This window comes from Paenibacillus sp. FSL P4-0113, from assembly GCF_038009305.1.
GTDB lineage: Bacteria > Bacillota > Bacilli > Paenibacillales > Paenibacillaceae > Paenibacillus > Paenibacillus polymyxa_D.
In genome coordinates this window covers 3,026,494-3,045,481 of record NZ_JBBPAZ010000001.1, presented here as the reverse complement: position 1 = coordinate 3,045,481, position 18,988 = coordinate 3,026,494, and the positions used below count along the sequence as shown (strand labels likewise).

The window sequence follows — 18,988 nt, the reverse complement described above, 5'->3', positions numbered from 1 at the left end:
TGCTGTAGGAGGACTTCATGAAATCACGCTATAAAGTATCGTTGGCTGCAGCTTTACTTGGGGGAGGAATTGTAGCAGGCTCCTTAATGAACAATTCAGTTAACGGAGCCTCCAGTTCTGGACAACCTGGTACAGCTGATGATCCAGTCGTAACCAAAAGCTATGTTGACCAAAAAATTGCCCAGGCAATCAAAGGTGGAGTGCCCGCAAGTAACACGAGTAGTAAAACGACTAGTTCGCCTACTCCAGCGACAAACGCTACCTCTAACACAACGGCGTCAGGAACTTCTAGTGCAGGAAAAACTTCCACACCAGAGCAGACAGAGGTTTTAAAGGTTGTTGATGTAAAGCCTGGTCAAAAACTGATTGCCAAAGCAGGCTCGGAATTTATTTTACGTAATGGTTATGCTGTTGTGTATAGTATGGATGCCAGTGGGGCTATTGATATTACTTCTGGAACGGAAATTGTTCATAATCAGGCTGTCGAAAAAAATCATTTATTATCGTTTCCTAGAGAAGGAAGAGGTATTCAAGTAAAAGAAGGTCAGAAGTTTGGTCTGGTCGTTATGGTACGAGGCGGTTATTCTGTTCAGTAAACTGTTTTGTATTTAAGCTGCTTTCGGCGGCTCTTTTTCTTAAATACTGTTTGGGATAGCAAATTGTTCTTGGCTAAGTTGAACCTAATCGCTGCACACTAACCCCATGAAAGACAATACATTTAGTGGAGGGTGTATACGAGATGGCGTCAAGAGGTCAAAGACGATTAATTCCCGAGAGTCGTGTCAGGTTAGATGATTTGAAGTATGAAATTGCTGCTGAGTTTGGGCTACCTGTTTATAATCCCCAATATACACATATACAACCTAAGGCTGACAGTGAATTTGCTGCAGAATTGGGGGAGTTTGCGGGGGGCGGGAATGTAGCATGGCGTGATTTAACTTCAAGACAGAACGGTTCGGTTGGTGGTGAAATTACTAAGCGACTGATAAAATCTGCTGAACGTAGCTTATCTGAATATGGTACATTGTAAGTTGCAATAATTTCTACAGTTTTTGAACATATAGTAGCGTAAAATCTGGGGTAATTTACATGTAAATCAAAAATGGTTTGCATGTAGATTTACCCTAATTTCGAATGTTGTCATTGGGTGACACGAATTGACACCTTGTTTTAAATAAGATATCATGGCATTTGAGGCTTGTACGCAACCTTTTCCTACCGGAGAAGGTTCATTTTTTATTAATCAGGTGTAACAAGATACCTCCCGCCATTTGATGGCTTGAAGGTATCTGAATAATGCCATTACCATGTCAGGATTTTTTTATTAAATCCTCATGTATTTTAATTGTGGGAGGTTGAAATTCATGTCTGTAAAAGGCCGTCATTTGTTCACGTCCGAGTCTGTAACAGAAGGCCATCCGGATAAAATCTGTGATCAGATATCCGATGCTGTATTGGATGCCTTTCTGGCTAATGACCCTAATGCACGGGTAGCATGTGAAGTATCGGTAGCTACTGGTCTCGTTCTCGTCATTGGTGAAATCAGTTCCAAATCGGAGTACGTGGATATTCCATCCATTGTACGTAATACGATTAAGGAAATTGGCTATACACGTGCGAAATACGGTTTCGACTATAATACTTGCGCTGTATTGACTTCTTTGAATGAACAGTCGCCGGACATCGCTCAAGGGGTTAATGCTGCCTTGGAAAGCCGTGATCCTGCTGAAGTAGATAAAGAAACTGAAAACATTGGGGCTGGAGATCAAGGATTGATGTTTGGTTTTGCTACGAACGAGACGCCGGAGTTGATGCCTTTACCTATCGCTATGTCTCACCGTATTGCACGGCGCTTGTCTGAAGTGCGTAAGGATGGAACACTGAATTACCTTCGTCCTGACGGTAAAACCCAAGTAACGGTAGAGTATGAAAATGGTAAACCTGTTCGTATTGATGCTATTGTAGTTTCTACGCAGCATGCGGAGGATACTACTTTGGAGCAAATTCAAGCAGACATCAAAGAAAAGGTTATTTTGCCAGTTGTTCCTGCCGAATTATTGGATGAGCAAACCAAGTATTACATTAATCCGACAGGACGCTTTGTTATCGGTGGTCCTCAAGGAGATGCAGGTCTGACAGGTCGCAAAATTATTGTGGATACGTATGGTGGGTATGCACGTCACGGCGGGGGAGCATTCTCCGGTAAAGATCCGACCAAAGTGGACCGTTCCGCTGCTTACGCTGCTCGTTATGTAGCGAAAAACCTCGTAGCAGCTGGATTGGCAGACAAAGTGGAAATTCAGCTTGCTTATGCCATCGGTGTAGCTACGCCTGTTTCGATTAACGTCGATACATACGGTACGGGTAAAGTGAGTGATGAGAAGCTGGTTGAATTGATCCGAAATAACTTTGATCTGCGCCCAACAGGTATTATTCGCATGTTGGATCTGCGTCGTCCAATTTATAAGCAAACTGCTGCCTACGGTCACTTTGGACGTACAGATTTGGATGTACCATGGGAGAGCGTAGATAAAGCTGAAATTCTAAAAGAACAAGCGGGGCTGTAATTCCTCGTATGTTATCAAAATAAAAGCAATAACCCAAAAAGACTGTTTCATGCTTTGCATGAACAGTCTTTTTTTTGATGTGTTTCGCTGTTAAGTACGAATTTGTTCTGATGTACCGAATGCTGAGTGACTACTCGGATATCGGAGCATGGTCCAATAAATTTTTAAGTAAACGACAAACCTTTTGCAGTTCCTTGTACTGCTCCAAATACGCAAAAAGGGCTTTCAGGAGACCTTTCTGAGGGTTCGATTTCAGAGCCTCTTCCTTTAAATGAGCGTAGATTTGCTGACACTCCTGTTTCTCCTCTGAACTCCAAGAAGACAGCAGTATACTGTCTTCCAAAGAGTGGAGAAGGCTGTTAATTTGACGGCCTTGATCAAAAGGATTACTTAGAGCACTTTCGGGTAACCAGCCTTGCTTGCTCCAGAACAAATGTGGAGCTGAATCAGCATTGTTCAGGCTGGTTGCCAAGGAACTGGATAAGAAGATAATAAACTGTGTCAGATGTTCAATCGTTTCATCATTCATGCGATCGGCAAAGAAGCGAATATATTCAAACACAATGCTTTTAAGTACAAAGGTCACGTCCCATGCATGATCTTCAATGCTCGGTCCAAAAATATCAATCAGGCAGTCGCGAACCCATCTGTACAATTTGTATTCATGATTCTCGAATGCGTAATTAAGTTGTTCATTCTGGAAAATAAGCATGGAAGGCTCAGGAAGATCCATCATGAGATACACTTTGTTTTCAACGAGATTTTTCAAGTAAAGTACAATAAAACCGTGTAGTTTATCGTGCTTAGAAAGATCAGGTTTACTGTAGAGAGCCCGGATGTCTTGTTCAATATTATTTTCCAGAATGATACACATTTCTAGAGGGAGTTCTTCTTTTCCCTGAAAATATTTATAAAAGGATGCCTTCGCCATCCCACTTTCTTTGGCGATTTCTTCAACAGATGTTGAATAATAGCCTTTTCTGGAGAACAGCCGAATGGCGGCCTGTAAAATATCATTTTTTTTGCTTTCCATACATACTTCCCCCTAGGGACCGACTAACTCGACAGCATGCGAACTCACTTCATACATCATAAAGATTGATCAGGTGTGATAACTGTGTGCTGCTGTCTTTTGAGTTGACGGCGCATCTTGTATTTGGCCATGATCATATACAAGGACGGCACGACAAACAAGGTTAACAAGGTCGAGAATAACAAACCGAAAATGACGGTAAACGCCAGTGGCTTAAAGAGCAGGCTTCCCAATAGTGCCAACGGAATCATACCTACAATGGCGGCCAAGGATGTCAATAAAATTGGTCTGAAGCGAGCGGCGGCCGCCTGTATTACGGCTTCCTTCAATTCCATTCCTTCATGTCGTGCATCCTCGATAAATTCAATTAACACAATCCCATTCCGCACAACAATGCCCGCGAGTGCAATGATTCCCATGATGCTCATAAAACCGATAGGCATATCGGTTAAGAAAATACCAATAATCCCGCCGGCTGCTGCCAGGTACACGGTCGTCATAATAATAATAGGAATGGAGAGAGAATAAAATTGCATAGTAATCAAGAGTAAAATGAGCAAGACTACAACGATAGCCAGCTGTCCTAAGTCCTTGAATATGGTCGATTGGTCAGAGGTTTCCCCACCAACCTCCCATTTGTAGCCTTCTGGGAATTTCATTTGCGCCAGCTTACTTTCAACATCAACCATCGCTTCGCTTGCAGTTCGTCCGTTCAAATCGGCTTCCACCGTAATCGTCCGCTCCATATTGTAATGCTTGATTTGCTGAATAGCAAATGACGGCTTAATCTGGACAAGCTGGTTTAATGGAATTTGCTTACCAGCTGCATTAACTACACTTAATTGTTGGAAAAGCTTACTTGGCTCCTCGTCGCTGTGATTCAAATACATTTTAATATCTACCAGACTGTTTCCAGTATCAAATTGGCTGACTTGGGCTCCTTCTTTTAATAGAAGCAGGGTGCGAGTCAAATCTGTGTAACTTACCAGGTATTGATCCATCGCTTGTTTGTTGACCTCAAGCTCCAGTGCATATCGTTCAATTCCTATATCATCCACGATGCCTGTTGTGCCCTCTACTGTCGCGATCTGCTCCTTTGCCTTTTGGGCAAGAGTTTGCAGTTCATTCAGATCCTGACCTGAGATACGAATAGAAACGGGCTTACCCACTGGAATCCCGAGACGAGGAACATACATCGTAACTGTAACTCCAGGGTAGGATTTCTTAACATGTTGTTCCCAAGCATCAACTGTCGTATTGAGATCGAATACGTTTTCTTTGCCGACGACAGCAATCTGCCCCACCGTTTCGTTATAACTAATATTTCCACCCGAACTATTAATGTCACTAAACAGTTGTGGGGCAGTCCCTCCAGTGCTGTAGACGACCTTGGAAGTTTCAGGTTGCTTTTTCACCCAGCCTGCAAGGTCTTTAACGACCTGGTCGGTTTCCGCAATTGAAGTGCCTACAGGCATTTTTACATTTAGTGCAACATGAGGATCTTCCGACTCAGGAAAAAGTTCAACTGAGGTAAAGGGAACTAATCCATAGGCGGCTGTTCCAAGCATGAGTCCGACCATGGCTGTCAACAAGGGACGTTGAATGACCTTAGGCATCAGTTTTTGTGAATAGAGCTTGTTTAAAGAATGAATCTGCTGGCCGAGCAAGCCTGCTGGTTTAGATTTACCCTGAGGGTGACGAGCCTGTCTGCGCTTCTCATACCATTCTCGAAAAATAGGGATGATGGTGAGCGACATGATCATAGAGGCAAGCATGGTCAGGGAGACAATAGCAGGAATAGGTTTAATAAAGGCACCTACATTTCCAGGAAGAAACAACAATGGCGCGAAAGCTGAGATGGTAGCCAGAGTTGCAACCAAAATAGAAAGCATGACCTCTTTGGTACCTTTTACAGCTGCGACTGAGGGTGATTCTCCTAATTCCGTAAGTCTACGCTCAATATTATCATTTACAACTACGGCATCATCCACGAGTATGCCGAGTACGATGATCAGACCGACAACGGAAATCTGATTTAGAGTAATGCCGAACATAGGCAAAAAGATAATGGCAATCGAAACCGAAATAGGAATGGCCAGTGCAACAAATGCAGAGGTGAGCAAATTCAGCCCCAACATACAAACGAGAATAACGGCCACAATCGCAAGAATCGTTTCACGCTTTAAGTCGTCAAAGATATGGCTTACCTGATCCTTTTGTGCAAAAAGAGTTTGAAAGTGAACACCTGCGGGGAGTGTTTTTTCCAGTTCTTTGAGCTTGGTATTGACCTTTTCGCTCATAGAAGGGATGTCTGTGCCTGTTTCTGCTCCAATACTTAACGTAATGGCCGGTTTACCCTCTACATAGGCAAAGTATTCTGTATTAGGATGGGCCAGCTCCGTTATGCCGATATCTCTCAAATAAACAGGATTACCCTCTTTGGTGCGTGTCAAAAGGACCTGATTCAATTCATCAGCTTTTTCGGTCTCGCGAACAATAAGTTGATAGGTACGTCCGTTGTATTCAATATTACCAGTAGGGACCCGATCAATTTGAGCCTGAATCGCTTGAGCCACTTGTCCCCACGAAAGCTGGTATTGCTGAAGTTTCTGATTGTCAATATGGACACGTACTTCTTGATCAGGGAGACCATTGAATTTGACGCTAGATACGCCAGAAATGGTATTGAGCTGATCTTTCCAAGTCGTTGTTAAATCATTTAGTTTATACAGCGGTGTGGAAGAGTCAGCCGTCAGGGCATAGGAGCCGATAAAAGAGCTGGTTAGTTTGTCATTTACAACAGGTACTTCAACGCCTTGAGGAAGATCAGCTTGTGCATCTTGCACTTTTTTACGCATATCATCCCAAACCGTTTGAGGATCAACTCCGTTTTTGGATTCGATTAAAATAGAGGAGAATCCGTTACCAGAAGTCGAACTAATCGTTTTAACACCTTCAACTTCCTTAATGCGTTTCTCCAGCTCTTTAGTTACGGTTTCTTCTACTTTTTGTGGTGAAGCACCAGGGTAGACTGTTGTTACCATAGCATTCTGTATGGTGACATCCGGCATTTCCTGCTGTGGTAACTGGAAAAAGCCGAAGATTCCGACCAAAATCAGCATGACAAAAAACAGCAATGTAATTTTTCGTTTTTTTACGATGTACTCAATCATGGGCGTCCGCCTTCCTCCGACTGAATCGCATTTCCATCAAACAGGTTTTCTGCCCCTTTAACGATAATACGTTCGCCTTCACGAAGTCCCGATACGATTTGCAACTGATTATCTACAACCTGATTACCAAGCTCCACAGGGGTTTTAACAGCTTTTCCTTGAATGTCTTTGAAAATAAAAGGCTTGCTTCCCGTGTTAATGACTGCTTCGGCAGGAACGAGAATCCCATTCTTGTCGGTCACCTGTTGAGCAGCTTTAATGACCTGACCGGGTAACCAGTCTCGCTGTGGATTGTTTATAACAATCTCTACGTTAACCCTTCCTGTGTCGGTGCTGGTTGAAGGATAGACGTTAGACACCGTACCTTGACGGGTCTCTTCATAGAGCGCCACTTCTACTTGTTGACCCTTTTTCCAATCCTTAATTTCACTGTCTGGTACAGGAAGTAGTACTTTGAGGCGGTCGATGGAGCCTATGCGATAGACGGCTTGCCCTGACGCGACCAAATCACCTGTATTCACGATTTTTTCTAAGATTACACCGTTCACAGGAGAGATTAGACGTGTGCGTGAAAGTGCAAGTTCTGCCTGCCCCTTGGCAACAAGGGCTTTTTCGTAGTTGGCATGGGCTTGTTTTTGGGAAGCCACAGCCTGTTCACTGGCCGCTAGGGCTTTGCTTTTACCTGCAAGCGCATCTTGAAAGGAAGCTTGGGCGGATTGATGATCTTCGGCTGTGGCCCCTTCCAGCAAAAGGGACAGGGATTCCTTGGCTTGTTCCAAGTCTTTCAGGGCTGCGGTAGCATTCAGGTGAGCATTTTCATTATCTGATGCGGTAGCAGCGCCTGCCTCAAACAGCTTCTGTGTGCGCTCGCTATCCGTCTTGGCCTTGTTATAAGCGCTTTGTGCCTTATCTACAGTAGCTTGCGCTTGTTGTTTCTCTTGAGCACGTGCGCCTTTATTGACCTTGTTAACATTCGCGCGAGCTCCTGTAATGCCGGCATCGGCGGATTGAATCGCGGAGGTAGCAGCCTGTAAATTAGCCTGTGCGTTATCTATACCGGCCAAGGCCTCTTGAATAGAGGCTGTCGCCTGTGCAACCTGCAGTCTATAGTCAGCGTCATCTAGACGGGCAATGGTTGTACCTTTCTGTACAGCCGTCCCGGTAGTGATTTCTGCGCTAGCGACGATACCTCCGTTCTGAAAAGCCAGTGTACGTTCTTCATAGGCTTGAAGAGTGCCTGACAAGTTATAGGCAGTATGAAGTGGCGTTGATTTGACGATTGCGGTCCGCACAACGGTTGGCTGTACAGATGAACCTAGAGCGGCATCTTTTTTTTCTGTAGAACATCCGGTCATTGCGATGCACAGGGATAAAGTAGATATGATGATGGCCCGTTGTTTATTCATGATTATCAATCCTTCCGATAGGGTCATAATTAGAGAAGTGAAGTGAACTAATAAGTATTATTTGAACTAACAAGTTCAAATGTATTATAGTGCGCCGATATTGCATTCGTCAATTCATCGTTTTAGATTTTATGAATTAGTTGACGGGACTTTCGTAACTTTTGCCTATATAATAAGTCTATTAACATAAGAGGATTTTTTTGTTTATTGATAGAGTACATGCGCGGAACAAAACCGTTTAAATACATTGAAGATGGGAGCTATTATCCAAATGTTTTTAAGTAATAAGAAACAGAGTGAAGTGAAAGTTAATGGCAGAGGAATCGCTAAAAGATGGGCCGTGTTAACACTGGCAGGGGTATTATGGGTCGGTCCGGTTGCTGGAACTGGGGCTCTAATCCCCTTGAATGGCTGGATGTCTGCTCCAATCGCAAGTGCAGCCTCTGGTTCAACTGTAAAATTGGGAGAAGAGATCATTACTTCGGGTGCAACATTATTGAAATATCGTTTTAAAGGGTCCAAAGGAACAGCACTGGCTGATATCATTCGAGTAGACTTGCAAAATCCGTACGTTAAGCTGGATGTCATGACGGGGAAGAATGGACAGTTTACGACCCGGCAGAGCACAGGCGGCATGGCAAAAGAGACTGGAGCGGTTGCTGGTGTAAACGGGGATTATTTTAATACCTCAAGCGAGGGAGCTCCGATCGGTGGACAAGTATCCAAGGGTGTGTTGATGTCTACTCCATCTGATTTAACGGGCATGTATGCCTTTGCTGTAACCAGAGATGGTTCTCCGATGGTGGAGCAGTTTACTTTTGAAGGAACAGTAAAAGCTGGAGACGGGTCGTCTTTCTCTTTGGCGGGGATGAACAAGGCTTCGTATTCGCCTGAGACGAGCGGGGGCAGTTATAGTCACTCTAATGCTATGTATATTTATACATCTGCTTGGAAAGCAATTGAGCGGCCCAAAAACAGTTCGACAACGCCTACCGAGGTATTGGTACAAAATGGTGTGGTTACGCAAGTCTCCGACAATGCTACATTGAATATGACCGTTCCGCAGGATGGCTATATTTTACGTACTCACGGTAAAGCGGCTGATTATGCCAAAGCGCATCTGACCGTGGGACAGACGGTAGAAACAAGCTATCGCCTTCGTGTTAAATCGACAGGGAGTGAAGTAGATCCTTCCAACCTTCAGATGATGATTGGTGGACATACCATATTAGTAAATGACGGTCAGAAAACCTCTTTTTCCCGGAGCACAACAAGCATAGGCGGGACGCGTGCGCGTACAGCTTTGGGATATTCCCGTGACAAGCGTTACGCTTATGTCATTGCCGTTGAGAAGAATGGGAACAGCGTTGGTGTATCCCTGAGCGAGCTGCAAACGCTGATGAAAGATATTGGCGTTTGGAAGGGTATGAACCTCGATGGGGGCGGTTCTACGACCATGGTGACTCGTGATTTGGGGGATACGACAGCGGGACTTACGTTCAATACGGAATATGGTACAGAGCAACGTAGTATCGTAAATGGAGTGGGGGTATATACCAATGCTCCTAAAGGAACGCTCAAAGGTTTCACCATCAAGGGCAATAAAACGCTGCTGATTGGTCAGACCGGAAGCTATTCCTTCAAAGGCTATGACAACTACTACAATCCCTTCGATACCTCAAAAGTACAAGTGACGTGGAAGTCCAGCAACCCGGCTGTTGTGTCAGTGAGCGGCGGCGTTGTGAAGGGGGCCCAACCGGGAACGGCTACTTTAACGGCATCCAGTGGCTCAGCCAGCGCTACAACTAAGGTCACCGTGCTTGGAGCAGATGAAATTTCATCACTCACCGCAGGAAGTGGAACTGGCTCGCTTACCGCTGGAGCTAAAATCGCTGTACCGGTAACGGCAAAGACAAAAGATGGACAGAGTGTCAGCATTACGTCAGATGCGCTCAAATGGGAGTTCATTGGCTTTAAGGGAAGCGTTAAGGACAATCAACTTACAGTAAATACGGTGGATGCAGGCGTGAAAACGGGCTATGCCATCGGTCGCTATGATGGTTTCAGCGCTGTCGTCTTCTTGTCTGCTGGCGGAGCAAGTACAAACAATTGGGAGAACTTCGAAAATGTTTCGTATCCGGTTGATTTTACTTCGAATGTGGAAGGTGTTACCGGCACAGTGGCTGTTGTACAAGGAGATGGTGACCATGCCAATTCCAAAGTGCTGGAACTGAACTACGATATGACAAATGGCAGTGGTAAAATGTATGCTTACGCCCAATTGAACGGCACGTCCGGGAAAACGCTTGAACAGGCGGCTACTTCCATCTCAATTGATGTCAGAGGGGATAAGAGTCTGAACTGGCTGCGTGCGGAGCTAGAGGATGCCCAAGGCAAAACAGCATATATTGATCTCGCTAAAGTGATCGACTGGAACGGTTGGAAAACCATTAATGCAGATATGAGCGGTTTGAATATTTCGTATCCAGCGAAGCTGAAACGTCTTTATGTGGTCAATGTGGCGGAAGGTCAGGACGAGCGTGCTAAAACAGGCAATGTTGCTTTTGATAATATTTCTTTTAATACACCGGGAACGGTCGGCACAGAAGGACTTAAAAAGGGAACAGCTCAAATGACGATCGGACAAAAATCAATGACAGTAAACGGAACACCTACAACAATTGATGCAGCTCCGATGACTCGCGATGGTTCAACGTATGTTCCGATTAAGTATGTGCTGGACGCATTTGGCGGACAAGCCAAATGGAATGCGGGCGATCAACGGATCACCGTTATGCGCGGTGGTGTGCTGATGGATTTGACCGTAGGGAAAAAAGAAGTTGTTCTGAACGGGAAGCGTCAAAGTACTGATGTTGCACCCGTTGTGCTAGGGGGTAGGACTTTAGTCCCGTTGAGACTCGTGTCTGAGCAGTTAGGAATGACTGTAAAATGGGAACAAGAAACGAAGACCATCACCCTTCAATCATGATATGGTATGATATATACTTGAAATGCTAGGATTGGAGTAGAACATTTGTGGACTTTCAAGCCGATATCATAGACCGAGTCATTAAAAATGCCATCCAGGTGATGGAGAACAGCAAATATCAGATGTTCGAAATATTGGACACGGCCCGGACCGAGCTGGTCACGTTAAATCAGGAGCTCCAGAGCGTCTTGAAGGAAACAGCAGAAACGATCGAAAAGGTGGACCAGCTGGAAATGAACTATCGGCGGTCCCGCATTCGGTTGACTGAGGTCAGCCGTGACTTCGTTCGCTATTCGGAAGAGGATATCAAGCAGGCTTATGAGAAGGCAACACAGCTTCAACTCGATGTGATGATTTTCCGCGAGAAGGAAATGTATCTCAAAGCCAGAAGAGATGATCTTCAAAAGCGGGCCAAAAGTGTTGAGGCTTCTGTCGAGCGCGCCGAAACCATCGGTTCGCAGATGGGAGTCGTGCTGGAATATTTGTCGGGCGAATTGGGACAAGTGACGCGGATCATCGAATCGGCTAAAAACCGGCAGTTTATTGGTCTGAAAATTATTTTGGCTCAGGAAGAGGAGCGTAAACGCATATCCCGTGAAATTCACGATGGACCTGCGCAGCTCCTTGCGCATCTAGTGCTTAGGACGGAAATTGTGGAAAGAATGATCGCCAAGCAGGAATTTAAGATGGTTCAGGACGAAATAGTAGACTTGAAGAAACAGGTTCGCTCCAGTCTTGAGGAAATGCGAAAGGTCATTTTCAATTTGCGTCCTATGGCCCTGGATGACCTGGGACTTATTCCGACGCTCCGGAAATATGTGCAGGATTTTGAAGAAAAAACGAAGATTAGATCGCTTTTTGAAACAAGGGGCAAGGAACACCGTCTCTCTTCCGCGATGGAAGCAGCCATTTACCGTCTGATCCAGGAAGCTTTGACCAACGCTGCCAAGCATGCTTATCCTACCTATGTGCTTGTTGAGATTACCTATCAGGCGCAGCTTGTAAAAATCGTGGTGCAGGATAATGGTTTGGGCTTCAAGCCAGAGCTTTTTCAGCAAAAAAGCAAAGATCATGGGCATTTTGGTCTGATTGGTATGCGGGAAAGGGTTGAACTGCTCGAGGGGAGAATGGAGATCGAATCAGCTGAGAATCAAGGCACCAAGATAGTGATTCATATCCCAACCAACGTGGAAAAGGGAAAGGAGTAACAACATGGAAAATCAGGAAATTAGCAATGCACCCATTAAAGTTCTCTTAGCGGACGATCATCAGTTGTTCCGTGAAGGGCTTAAACGTATTTTGAATATGGAGGACGACATTGAGGTCATCGGAGAATGTGGTGATGGTATTCAAGTGTTGGAATTCTGTAACGTAGAGAAACCGGATATTGTTCTGATGGACATTAATATGCCAATCGAAAATGGTGTAGAGGCAACTGAAAAACTGCGTGAGATGTTCCCGGATGTCAAAGTTATCATTTTATCCATTCATGATGATGAAAGCTATGTATTTGAGACGTTGCGCAAGGGAGCCAATGGTTATCTGTTAAAGGATATGGAGGCCGAGTCCCTCATTAATGCTATTCGTTCGGTTCATGAAGGCTATGCGTTTATCCATCCGAAGGTAACAGGTAAGCTCATTCAGCAACTCCGCCGGATGACCTACTTGAATGAAACAGGGGCTATGGCTGAAGGTCATACGAAGGAAGCCGGCGTGAAGTTTGTCGCAGGTGAAAATAATCCATTGACCCGTCGTGAAGCTGAAGTATTGCGTCTGATGGCTGAAGGTAAGAGCAACAAGATGATCGGTGAATATTTATTCATTAGTGAGAAAACGGTCAAAAACCATGTCAGCAGTATTTTGCAAAAAATGGAGGTTGATGACCGTACACAAGCAGTTATTAACTCAATCAAATATGGATGGGTTACGCTGTAAAGTGTAGTTTTTCCATGCATTAGACGATGCAGCTGCTAATAGATATGAATGCTGTACCGTCTTTCACTCCGGGCGATATGTCCGCTCATACAGAAACCCAGTACATAACCGTGACACCTCTTCCTGTTATACGGCATATATTGTCGCTATAGGAGGAGGTGGAACCCTCGTGACGGCTCACTTGGTTTGGATATTGCTTATATACGGCGTGGGGGCCGCTGTCGTGCATCTTATGTATATACGACAGGCGGTTCAGGCTTATCACAATGGCGAAGATTCATGCGCGATATCTCCAGGTCATCGCGCGATTCGCTATATTGTGATTACGTCCAATGACGGAGATCGTGTGGAATGGGTGATGCGTTCGTTGAACATACTTGCCTGGCTGCACCGGAGGCCGCTACATGTGACGGTACTGGATGATGAATCTATGGACGATACGCTACCGATTCTGACACGGCTAGTGCGCTATAGTCATATGGATGTTTCAGTCATTTCAAGTCGTTTTTCACCGGGGAACCCGGTTTTACCGAAGTCAGGCGGTGAAAAGCAGGTTGTTATTGATCTTAGAACAGTCAAGTCGTTGGCGGACGCTCCGCTTGTTCCTTAGCAACAGGGGATTGTGGACATCGTGGTCAAAATCGGATATAAATGTTTATAAACAGTTGCATAGGCAAGACAACAGGGATATCGTTGAGATCTACTTGATGTGAAGCACACTTCAGGCTATTAGCCACAGAAGTGTGCTTTTTTGCTGTTCTCTGGGGTGATAAGAACCCAAAAAGTAATGAATGGGGGGAGAAGGGGAAGGTGAAAATTGCAGTATATGCAGTGAGGTATAAGGGGAATTGGAATCTCCGATTATCTGTGGATATTCGAGTAGATATGACATGGTGGATGAATCCAGATGAGGGGCAGGGGAATGTTGTCGAAAGGTGGGTGTTATTAGGAGATGAGCTCCCCTTGTCCTGGGGAACAAAGCTGTGTGAAACATTTAAGGAATTAGTAGGTATGGAGCGATGGGGGAAACGGCAGTGGTGGGCTTATATTATCGCACAGCTAAAAAGTGAACTGGCTCTTGAACCTTTTGACGGAGAACGAATTTTATCTGGAAGAGTAGAGAATATATGCATTTGGGATCATGTACAAGGTTGGACTTCTCGCACAGAAAGTGGGGATGAGAGACGAGAAACAAAGGGAGTTTTACGTTCTATTCAAAAAAGGGACCTCGTCACGGGAATGGATGGATTGGAGAGGGAGTGTTTAACACGACAAGCGAATGAACTGGCTAATTTGTTGTCAGGACGCCAGTTACTCGTTCCAGAAGTCGAAGCGCTACTGGCAGAGGCAGCGCCAGGTTTGGAGCGTACTTGGCGATCCGCTGCACAACTTGCATATCTGCAAGGCCGACTCAGCTTTGCTACTGGCCTCGATCCAGCACCTCGCACGCGCTGGTCTGCCGCGCGTACGCATGAACTCCGCTGCAACCGTTGTGGCAGCGGGATAGTGCACCGCACGAGCTGCGCATCGTGCGGCCGTAAGGCGTGCGCCTACTGCGAGACATGTCTCGCACTTGGACGCAGCCGTGAATGCTCGCTGCTGCTGCGCGGTGCAGCGAAACCCGCGCTGCCGTGCACAGCAGGCATAGCCCCGGCGACGGAACTCGACCGCTGGGGGCTAAGCTCAGCGCAGCGTGCCGCCGCCGAAGCGGCGCTGCGCTTTTTAGCCGCACCGCACGGCGGAGTGCGGGGACATTTTCGCCCGGAAGGCCGTGGGCTCCGGGCGTTGTTCCGGCGCGACATGGTTGCGTGCCGGGGATCAGATGCTGCCACTTCGCAGGGCAGCAACCTTGCCCGTAGCAGACAGTCTTCGCCGAAACCTGGCGAAGGTGCGAGGTACAACGCTGATCGGCAGGTGCCTGGTACTAAGGTAGAGCGTTTTTTGCTCTGGGCCGTAACGGGCGCAGGCAAGACGGAAATGATGTTTCCGCTCTTGCAATATGTGCTAGACCACGGAGGAACGGCACTTGTGGCAACACCACGCCGCGACGTGGTACTGGAGTTAGCCCCTCGTTTGGCCATTGCTTTTCCCGATGTGAGCATGGTGACGCTCTATGGGGGAAGCGCAGAACGCTGGCAAAGGGGACAGCTGACACTGGCAACGACACATCAGCTATTGCGTTATCGTCAAGCTTTTGATTTGGTTGTGATTGATGAGATTGACGCGTTTCCTTATCACAATGATCCTATGCTTGCCTTTGCTGCACGAGCAGTATGTAAGCCGAAGGGGAAGTTTATCTATTTGTCTGCTACACCACCGCAATCCTTGCAGAAAGAGGCTGCACGAGGTCTGCTGCCACACGCCAAGGTTCCCGTTCGTTTTCATCGTCATCCTCTACCTGTCCCATTTCGTTTGGGGGCTGCTTCAGTGCAACAATGGCTGCAAAAAGGTCGGCTTCCCGCATCCTTTATTCAACGCCTACGCGTATCCATACAACGTGGGGCACAGGTTTTCCTGTTTGTGACACGAATCTCACATATTCAGGGACTTGTGAAGCTGCTGATTAAACATTTGCCTTATGTACCTATTGCGGGCACCTCCTCACAGGATGAAGAAAGAACCGCTAAAGTACGCTTATTTCGAGCTACTGAAATACGTGTTCTGGTTACAACGACTATTTTGGAGCGAGGGGTAACTGTTCCACGGAGTGATGTGTACGTATTAGACGCGGACAGTAGTCTTTTTGATGAAGCCTCTCTTGTCCAAATGGCTGGTCGCGCGGGCAGGTCCAAGGATGACCCATGTGGAGTTGTTATTTTTACATCCCCCCAATGGACACGAGGTCAAAAAAGAGCAATTAGACAGATTAAACGTATGAATGAACTGGCTCGGAAAAGAGGATACCTGAAGGAGGCGAAGCACTAAATGCATTAAATAAAAAAAGTTTTTTTGGAAATGTGAAACCTGAAACAATGTCGGTACGTAAGCTACCAAGAAAGGTGCATTCTGATATGGGGATGATTCCAACAACCCGTCTATTTTTGAATTGGTTATTCCATCGCCAGTCCCAAACATGTATGGCTTGCGGCACTCTCACAGGTCGTTTTTCCGAATTCCCCGGGATTTGTACTTCTTGTTCACTTCAAATTCCTTGGGTTTACGATATTCGTTGTGTTTATTGTGGACGTCCAACGTCTTGCCCGGATTGCATAAGGCTTCACCGATTAGTACGTTACTATGTGTGCAATCGGAGTGCAACCAGCTATACACCAATGATGAGAGAATGGATTGGGCAGTTCAAATATCGCGGGAATGAAAAGTATGGTTCCCTGCTGGGTGAGATCATGAATCGAGCCTATCAGGCGATGAGGTATGAGTTTGCAGGTCTTAAACATTCTCGTTTCAAGCGATCTTTGTGGAGTGTGGATGTAGTGACCTGTGTTCCGGTAAGTGAGAAGAGGCTGTCAGAGCGAGGTTTCAATCAGGCTCGGATCTTGGCAGAAGAGATTGCTAAGCGGAATAAGCTCCCCTTCCTATCTTTACTTGCTCGTCCACAAGATACAGGCAAACAAAGCTTTAAATCAAAAAAGGAACGCATGAACACAATGAATAATGCGTTTTCTGTTCACCCCAATATGACAAATTTGCTGAAGTCTTTTATTTTAAAAGCTAAATCTCAATCTCAATGTGTTACGGAAAATAAGCTTTCCGTTACCGTTTTGCTTGTTGATGATATTTATACAACGGGGAGCACATTGCAGGCGTGTGCACGTGTTTTGAGAGAAAAGGCATTAGAGCAAGGAATACATTTGACTATTTTTTGCCTGACCTTAGCAAGATCATAAGTCTAAATATCTGGTATTCCCCATAAATTTCGCTTGAAACTATGAAAAAAAGGTTATAATTCTCTTGAAAGAAGGGTTAAATGATAGAGCAAAAAGTCTTTTAAGCCGTACAATCAGCAGGATTTGACAACAAGCTAGAGAGAGGTATATAATAAAAAATATAGAGACAAACAAAAAGTAAGGAAGTGAGGGATGAAAACAGAATATTTCAATTTAGAGGTTGATTTTTTTGGAAAAGAGGAGTACAATTTCTATCTGTTGATAGCTAACATGATTGGTTATAAGTGATTAGCTAATGACTAAAGAGCGGACATTGGGAGTGTCTCGCTCAGTAGTAAAGCAGTTAATTAAAATTTAAAGTTAAAAAGAGGAGAGAATAAATCATGAAAAACGTAATGAAAAAAGTAGCAGTATCTAGCATGTTGGCAGTTAGTTTAGGTGCAGTATCTTTGTTGAGTCCACTTGCAACAGGTCAAGTAATGGCGAAGTCCAGCTCCGATGACGAAATTCAGCAATTGGAGGACCAACTCATAAGAGAGCAGCAAGAAGCAGCACAGAAAGCATTTGAAGCTAAGTTTTTTAAAACTGAAACTACTGAAAATGCAGCGACTGTAACACCAGCTCAACCAGCTACTGAGAACAACAATCAAGCAACAACCACAAAACCAGCAACAACTACAAATGAAACACCAGCAACTGTAAATACAATCACAGTAAATGTTCAAGAGGGCGACACACTGGCTTCTATTGCTGAAAAATACGGTGTAACTGTTGAAGAACTGGTTAAGATTAACAACCTAGTTAAAGCAGGCCAAGAACTGCAAGTACCGCAAACAAAAACAAATAAATAATTATCATTATAAATGTATAATGAAGTATGTTTTTTAAACCAAGCGTTTGACTATAGTATACGGGAAGGCCACTATTAAAACAATGCTTTTTTGAATAATTATTTGTGAAATAGCTTGTTTTTTTGGGTTGCAAATTTCCACTGGTGCATCTAGCTTGATTTCAGATAGGTTATAAGTTGAGATGATGTTAGGTCCATGAGATTTATGAATACCCACACTCCATGTGCGGAGCATTCGTATGGGCGCCGTTCCCCCGGATTTACAGGACTTTCTTGATGTCATTCGGGGCACAGGTGAACATGAATTCTTCTGAGGATTGTTTCGCCCGGTTTTTCCCTCATCTTGATAATTAATTTCTACATTTACTCATATTCATACAGCTATTTTAATTGTATAATGAAGCGCTATTCCCGAAAATAACTGGAATGGCGCTTATTTTATTTTCTATCTAAAGTACGGAGCAATGTTTGACGATAAATAGACACAGACACTAGACTGAGTTATTAGCTTTCATGGGCTTTCTTTATTTTTATGTCATTGCATATTGATGCATATAGATGTAGAGGAACTTTTGCTGATGGGTCATTCTCTCTTATACTTTTAATATGATAACTTATAAGATGTGCAATTGTGTAAAATCTGAAAATCTCTTTTTGAAATATTTGCTAGACGAGGCTCTTCATTATAAGGTAATGTAAGGATAAAAGTATTTTAAAGATCGGAAATTGGAAAGGGGCGCTACAGAGGATGAATTTGGATAACTGTCCTCGATGTGGAAAGCTGTTTATTATGAACGTCAGGGGAATCTGCCAGAACTGTATTAAAGAAATTGAAATTGAATACGAACGCTGTGTCAAACATATACGTGAGAATAAGGGCATTCATATGCATGAGCTTTCGGAGGCTACTGAGGTATCCGTAAAGCAAATCACGACATTTATACGCGAGGGACGTATTTCCATTGCTAATGCGCCCAATATGACGTATCCTTGCGAGGTATGCGGGATACCGATTCGTGAAGGGCATATGTGCGATTCTTGTCGAACACGTCTGACTAAAGACCTGCATCAGGCTGTACGCGAAAGTAGTAATCAGGATCAAAGTAATAATATGGGCTCAGGTACCTACAGCGCGATTGATAAACTTCGTGGAAAGTAGTACAGGGGAATTAAAAACACATTCAGCTATT

At 44.7% G+C, this 18,988-nt stretch carries 14 protein-coding genes; 11 read left to right on the top strand and 3 right to left on the bottom strand.

Translation table 11 applies throughout. The features are described 5' to 3' along the window. The first annotated feature begins 17 nt into the window (after positions 1–17). The 3 genes from MKX46_RS12935 to metK all read left to right on the top strand — a co-directional run bounded on the left by MKX46_RS12935 (position 18) and on the right by metK (position 2,567). A complete protein-coding gene (locus MKX46_RS12935) occupies positions 18–596 on the top strand; it encodes a hypothetical protein (protein ID WP_165146201.1) in 579 nt (192 codons plus the stop codon). Positions 597–739: 143 nt separating this feature from the next. Beyond that, on the top strand, positions 740–1,030 hold the full coding sequence (locus MKX46_RS12930) for an alpha/beta-type small acid-soluble spore protein (protein WP_340933428.1): 291 nt from the start codon (positions 740–742) through the stop codon (positions 1,028–1,030). Between the two features lie 334 nt (positions 1,031–1,364). Continuing rightward, positions 1,365–2,567 (top strand): methionine adenosyltransferase, encoded by a 1,203-nt coding sequence (gene metK, locus MKX46_RS12925; RefSeq protein WP_013312298.1) that lies wholly within the window; start codon positions 1,365–1,367, stop codon positions 2,565–2,567. Between the two features lie 130 nt (positions 2,568–2,697). Here the strand turns inward: metK and MKX46_RS12920 are convergent, their stop codons facing one another. From MKX46_RS12920 to MKX46_RS12910, 3 genes are read right to left on the bottom strand one after another with little or no spacing between them, the layout of a single operon-like run. Then, positions 2,698–3,600 carry a TetR/AcrR family transcriptional regulator gene (locus tag MKX46_RS12920; protein ID WP_029514598.1) on the bottom strand — a complete coding sequence of 301 codons (903 nt, stop codon included), beginning with the start codon at positions 3,598–3,600 and terminating at the stop codon, positions 2,698–2,700. 56 nt (positions 3,601–3,656) lie between these two features. Continuing rightward, positions 3,657–6,773: an efflux RND transporter permease subunit gene (locus MKX46_RS12915; protein WP_341071294.1), complete on the bottom strand. Its 3,117-nt coding sequence runs from the start codon at positions 6,771–6,773 to the stop codon at positions 3,657–3,659. Then, a complete protein-coding gene (locus tag MKX46_RS12910; protein WP_340933427.1) occupies positions 6,770–8,179 on the bottom strand; it encodes an efflux RND transporter periplasmic adaptor subunit in 1,410 nt (469 codons plus the stop codon). Before MKX46_RS12910 ends, MKX46_RS12915 begins: the two co-directional genes overlap by 4 nt. Before the next feature lie 271 nt (positions 8,180–8,450). On the opposite strand from MKX46_RS12910, the gene MKX46_RS12905 reads away from it, so the two are divergent. The 8 genes from MKX46_RS12905 to MKX46_RS12870 all read left to right on the top strand — a co-directional run bounded on the left by MKX46_RS12905 (position 8,451) and on the right by MKX46_RS12870 (position 18,957). Continuing rightward, positions 8,451–11,168, top strand: a complete 2,718-nt coding sequence (locus tag MKX46_RS12905; protein WP_209947820.1) for a stalk domain-containing protein — start codon at positions 8,451–8,453, stop codon at positions 11,166–11,168. A gap of 47 nt (positions 11,169–11,215) precedes the next feature. Continuing rightward, a complete protein-coding gene (locus MKX46_RS12900; RefSeq protein ID WP_013312293.1) occupies positions 11,216–12,376 on the top strand; it encodes a sensor histidine kinase in 1,161 nt (386 codons plus the stop codon). A 4-nt stretch (positions 12,377–12,380) separates the two neighbouring features. Beyond that, entirely contained in the window at positions 12,381–13,103 is a 723-nt protein-coding gene (locus MKX46_RS12895) for a response regulator (protein WP_007432713.1), read from the top strand. Between the two features lie 169 nt (positions 13,104–13,272). Continuing rightward, positions 13,273–13,713 carry a hypothetical protein gene (locus MKX46_RS12890; protein ID WP_029514594.1) on the top strand — a complete coding sequence of 147 codons (441 nt, stop codon included), beginning with the start codon at positions 13,273–13,275 and terminating at the stop codon, positions 13,711–13,713. 200 nt (positions 13,714–13,913) lie between these two features. Further along, the gene (locus MKX46_RS12885) at positions 13,914–16,028 is read left to right on the top strand and encodes a DEAD/DEAH box helicase (protein WP_341071293.1); all 2,115 of its coding nucleotides are present in this window, start codon (positions 13,914–13,916) and stop codon (positions 16,026–16,028) included. A gap of 86 nt (positions 16,029–16,114) precedes the next feature. Beyond that, entirely contained in the window at positions 16,115–16,948 is an 834-nt protein-coding gene (locus MKX46_RS12880; RefSeq protein ID WP_341071292.1) for a ComF family protein, read from the top strand. 383 nt (positions 16,949–17,331) lie between these two features. Further along, positions 17,332–17,799: a LysM peptidoglycan-binding domain-containing protein gene (locus MKX46_RS12875; protein ID WP_318627928.1), complete on the top strand. Its 468-nt coding sequence runs from the start codon at positions 17,332–17,334 to the stop codon at positions 17,797–17,799. A gap of 747 nt (positions 17,800–18,546) precedes the next feature. Continuing rightward, positions 18,547–18,957 carry a TIGR03826 family flagellar region protein gene (locus MKX46_RS12870; RefSeq protein ID WP_039271507.1) on the top strand — a complete coding sequence of 137 codons (411 nt, stop codon included), beginning with the start codon at positions 18,547–18,549 and terminating at the stop codon, positions 18,955–18,957. The last annotated feature ends 31 nt before the right edge of the window (positions 18,958–18,988 follow it).